Origin of the sequence: Nostoc cf. edaphicum LEGE 07299, from assembly GCF_015207245.1 — a bacterium.
Taxonomy (GTDB): Bacteria; Cyanobacteriota; Cyanobacteriia; order Cyanobacteriales; family Nostocaceae; genus Nostoc; species Nostoc edaphicum_B.
Window position 1 is genome coordinate 1 of the sequence record NZ_JADEXF010000533.1, and the last position, 4,082, is coordinate 4,082.

Annotated in this window: 4 protein-coding genes; 1 reads left to right on the forward strand and 3 read right to left on the reverse strand. The window is 43.1% G+C overall.

Going from position 1 to position 4,082, the window contains the following annotated elements; translation table 11 throughout:
• Positions 1–344: 344 nt before the first annotated feature.
• Positions 345–665: a hypothetical protein gene (locus IQ229_RS16280; RefSeq protein WP_194045413.1), complete on the forward strand. Its 321-nt coding sequence runs from the start codon at positions 345–347 to the stop codon at positions 663–665.
• Between the two features lie 132 nt (positions 666–797).
• Here IQ229_RS16280 and IQ229_RS16285 read toward each other — a convergent pair whose 3' ends face one another.
• The 3 genes from IQ229_RS16285 to IQ229_RS16295 all read right to left on the reverse strand — a co-directional run bounded on the left by IQ229_RS16285 (position 798) and on the right by IQ229_RS16295 (position 3,669).
• Positions 798–1,121 (reverse strand): DUF2103 domain-containing protein, encoded by a 324-nt coding sequence (locus IQ229_RS16285; RefSeq protein WP_094348336.1) that lies wholly within the window; start codon positions 1,119–1,121, stop codon positions 798–800.
• 12 nt (positions 1,122–1,133) lie between these two features.
• A complete protein-coding gene (gene clpS, locus IQ229_RS16290) occupies positions 1,134–1,460 on the reverse strand; it encodes an ATP-dependent Clp protease adapter ClpS (RefSeq protein WP_194045415.1) in 327 nt (108 codons plus the stop codon).
• Positions 1,461–1,638: 178 nt separating this feature from the next.
• Positions 1,639–3,669, reverse strand: a complete 2,031-nt coding sequence (locus IQ229_RS16295; RefSeq protein ID WP_194045417.1) for an FAD-dependent oxidoreductase — start codon at positions 3,667–3,669, stop codon at positions 1,639–1,641.
• Positions 3,670–4,082: the final 413 nt, after the last annotated feature.

The window sequence follows — 4,082 nt, forward strand, 5'->3', positions numbered from 1 at the left end:
GTATTAAGCCTTTCCAGCAATTGCTTATACATTTCTTGGAAATACTTAAACCTTTCTTATACATGAAGGAACGATTGTTGCAAAGTATTAAGCCTTTCCAGTAATTGCTTATACATTTCTTGGAAATACTTAAACCTTTCTTATACATGAAGGAACGATTGTTGCAAACGCTTCAATTTTGGCAACTAGTGTTGCAGATTAATGGAGTTACGAGTGCTGAGTTGCAAGTGAGATTTTTCACTCAGCACTCTTCAATCTATTGAGGTTTGTAAATAATTTGTATATCTGCAAGGAATATTCCTTTAGACTGAGTTTCAACTGAAAAAATGTGGGAATAAACACAAATGCATTCGTTAAATATCTTTTGTCACGAATCTGTAGTTGCTGTTTCCTTTGTCGCTTGCATTATTGGACTGTTGTTACTGTGGGATTGTAAGCAGCAAACAAATGAGATGGAAGAAACAGAGCGAATTCTGTTTAGAATGAGCTTTAGTTACTGGCTAGTTTACTGTGTAGCTTTTGGCATCGAAAAAATAGTTTTACCCGACTGGGAATCTGTACTCATGACTTTGAGAATAACTACGGCTCTGTCATATTTCTTAACTTTTTCTTGCATCGTTAGTCTGCCGCTACACAAATTTGCAGTACATCGAGTTGAGGAATAGTTATTGGGGATTGGCATGGGGCATTGGGCATTGGGCATTGGGCATTGGGTATAAAAAAGTGAGATTCCCAACTCAGCACTCAGCACGGGCTAAACGCCCCGCTACCGCTAACAGCACTCATATCGGGTATGATTAACATCTCATGGCGATCGCTAATGCAGCTTCTAGTTGATCTTGGGGCAAAGTTGTTAAAATAAACACCTCTTGTACCGTTTTCCCCTGCCGCGCAATGACTTTATAGCCGCCGCGAATGGGTACTGAGACGCGTAGTTGCATTTTTGGACAGTGACCCTTCGATCGCCCAATCACTCCCGGTGTTACAGTTTGGATACCGTCTTGCTGACAAAGACGTTCTAAAATGGGGATAAGACCAGAAAGGTGTGTTGAGTGATTCCAAACCAGTCTGGCAGCTTTTTGTGAAGCCGTGCGGAGGGGATCTACGGAGGGTTTGCCCATAATAATTTAAGGTTAAGCTGCTTCTAGAGGTGCCATTGTCAAACCTGCTCGGCGCAGCTGCTGGTGATAGAGTTCCGCAGGTTCTTGGGGCCCGACCCAGACGATCGCTTGACCTTCATAGTGTACCTGATTAGTCAGATCCCACGCGCGATCGCCACTCATTCCCGGAATATATTTCATCAAACATTCAGACACGTGTTGGAATGTATTAAAATCATCGTTTAATACAATCACTTTGTAATTCGGATAAGTCTTACGGATAACTTGATCAGACCGTTCAGGAGCTATAGTTGGTGCTGTGGACATCCCGTAAACATCTGCTGAAAGTGTCATAACCATAAAACAATTGGTCAAGATAATTTTACAAAACTACACTACAAATAATTAGTTTAGTTCATTGTTTAGTAGTCTGTTGTCATTTGTCTGTTGTTATTTGTCTGTTGTTATTCGTCCGTTGTCATTTGTCCGTTGTCCTTAACCAATGACCAATGACAAATGACAAATGACAAATGACAATCTATTTCCAATTATCCCAGTTTTCGTTAAAAATAGATGTATCTGGGAAAGCGGTAGGGTTGCCATTTTGTTGCAAAAGCCGCTTGAGTGCTTCTAGTTGTGGCTCTTGTTTAGGTAAGTCATCAACAAGTTGGTAAGGTGCGATCGCATTTTTGAGTGCAAAACTAGCTACAGTGCCCGCAGCTGCGCCAGCTGACCATTCAAATGAGTGTACTCGATAAGCAGCAGCGGCAATATGACTAGTCGCAATACTTTTGCCACCTACGAGCAAATTATCAATTTTCTGGGGAATCATTGCTCTCAAAGCAATTTGGAAGGGATAAGCAAGACCCGCACCACGTCTTTCGCCTGGACGTTCTGTGTTACCAGGGGCTTCTGGGGGACTATTCACCATGCAAGGATGGAAATCTATGGCGTAGTGACCAATACCCACAGCATCGGGGAAGATGGTAGAACGAGTCCGTCGCATTGCTTTGTCTGGTGGAACTTTACCCTCAATTACTGATACTGCTTCTAAACCTGCAACTGCTGCTCGTAGGCGACGATACATATCTGCTGGCAGAGTCTTGGAGTAATACTCGTCATTATAATCTCGGCGGGAAATATCAATTTCCCAAATACCAAAACCTCCGGTTTGTCCCCAACTAGGGCGGCCAATAATCCGCCGTCCTTCTCGCATATAAGGATATTTTGATAAACCATGCGCTGTCCCCATTGGCGAATTTAAACCGGAAACAAAGCGGTTATTAGTTTGTGGCTGCTTGACACCATCCCCTAGTTGAGAATCCGTAGTTCCAGCTACCAACCAGTAATAGAAAGATAAGGCATTTTCCTCAGCCTTGCGGAGGGCTTCTGTCCGCAGTCCTCCCATCCAACCCCCTGGTTCTAACTGTCCAGTACCTTGTAACTGTTGCCGAGTATAAATTAGGTTATCCTGGGCTGTTCCGGGGCGGTAGTCGTTACCCCAAGTCCAGTTTTGCATGGATATATCACCTGGTGTAGCCGCAGTAAAACTTACACCGCCAAATTTTGCTGGTTTCCCTTTGTTTGGACTCCAGATGCGACGATAGGTAAAAACTAAATCAAAGTTAGCCAGTCGCTTCAATTCATAGCTGAAATATGGCGCATATTGTGGATAAAATGCAGGCATTGTCTGCGGTTGCGGTTCCTTAGTGGCCTCCATTGCAAAGGTGTAGGTAAAGCCTTGAGGACAATAAGGGTCATTATTAGCACTGGAAGAAGAAGGTTCTAAGTAAGAACGGGCATCAATACCTAATCGGTAGGGAACATCAGCAAGGGCAATAATTTCTCCAGTTTCGCTAGCGTCTATGACATACCATTTAGCAGCATCCTCTTTCGCTGCCTTGGGGATGAAACGGACAATCGTTTTGGTCAACCGAGACGAGTTATCGTAGCGATAGGCATCTTCAATGCTTTGAGATAAGGTAAAAGTATTGAGAGGTGGTGCGCCTTTTGGTGGTTGAGATTGAATTGCGATCGCACTATTAATTATTTTGCCATCAGCAGCGATTTCCAAATCTTTAATTACTGTGTTGGGAAACCATTGCAACTTCCCTTTGCCTTTCTTTTCGGCATCTTTGAGCATCTGGGTCAAAATGGTGTGAGCATCACGGGGAAGAAAGCATGAGTCACTTACCCAACAGTCACCTGGATTAAGTTCCCCGTATTTACGCTGAATGCGGTTTCGCAATTCCAGATAACCGCGAGAATAAAATTGTTGGGAACGTTGGGTTGGTCGTTCATCTAATGCAGATGTCCCTTGAGCAGAAATTTGTCCTCCCAACCAGTCAGTAATTTCTGTGAGACAAACTGTTCGTCCTGCTAGCAACCCCTCGTAAGCTGTGGCTACACCAGAAAGTCCACCACCCACAACTAAAATCTCGCAATTTACACTTTTGTCTGGGGTTCTCGGTGGCGCTGCGATCGCCCGATCAAATGCGACTAAGCTAGAGATTAAATTAAGACCGATCAACGATGTTAAGCTAAAAGCTACTTTGTGTCTATGCTTCATAGTTAAAAAAAACGCTCCAAATCCTGTGTCACCTTGTAGACGTTAACATTTAAAAAATCTCTAACTCAAGAAATTTTTCCAGAGCAAGAGACGCGATGAATCGCCGTTTCTACAATACGCGATGAATCGTGTCTTTGTGATGATTTATCACATTTTTGCGATCTATAATTTTCATCAAAAAACCTTAATTGAATCGTATTGTAATCACTTCCCCTAAGAGGGATGAAAACGAAAGTTGGCATAATAAAATCCCCCCTTCCTGCACTCTCTAAAAAGGGAGAATTGGTTTAGAGGGGAATGGCACTAATAAAAGATACAGCCCTTGCTCTGGCTGGTTCCCTGTTTTTAGGGTTACGGTGTACACACAAGTCTGAAATAGCTGAAAAACCAAAGGTTTTACCCCACCCTAACCC

What these genes read in the sequence shown, in the direction of transcription:
- IQ229_RS16280 (WP_194045413.1), top strand. Translation starts at nt 345, where the DNA reads ATGCATTCGTTAAATATCTTTTGTCACGAATCTGTAGTTGCTGTTTCC.
- IQ229_RS16285 (WP_094348336.1), bottom strand. Translation starts at nt 1,121, where the DNA reads ATGGGCAAACCCTCCGTAGATCCCCTCCGCACGGCTTCACAAAAAGCT.
- clpS (WP_194045415.1), bottom strand. Translation starts at nt 1,460, where the DNA reads ATGGTTATGACACTTTCAGCAGATGTTTACGGGATGTCCACAGCACCA.
- IQ229_RS16295 (WP_194045417.1), bottom strand. Translation starts at nt 3,669, where the DNA reads ATGAAGCATAGACACAAAGTAGCTTTTAGCTTAACATCGTTGATCGGT.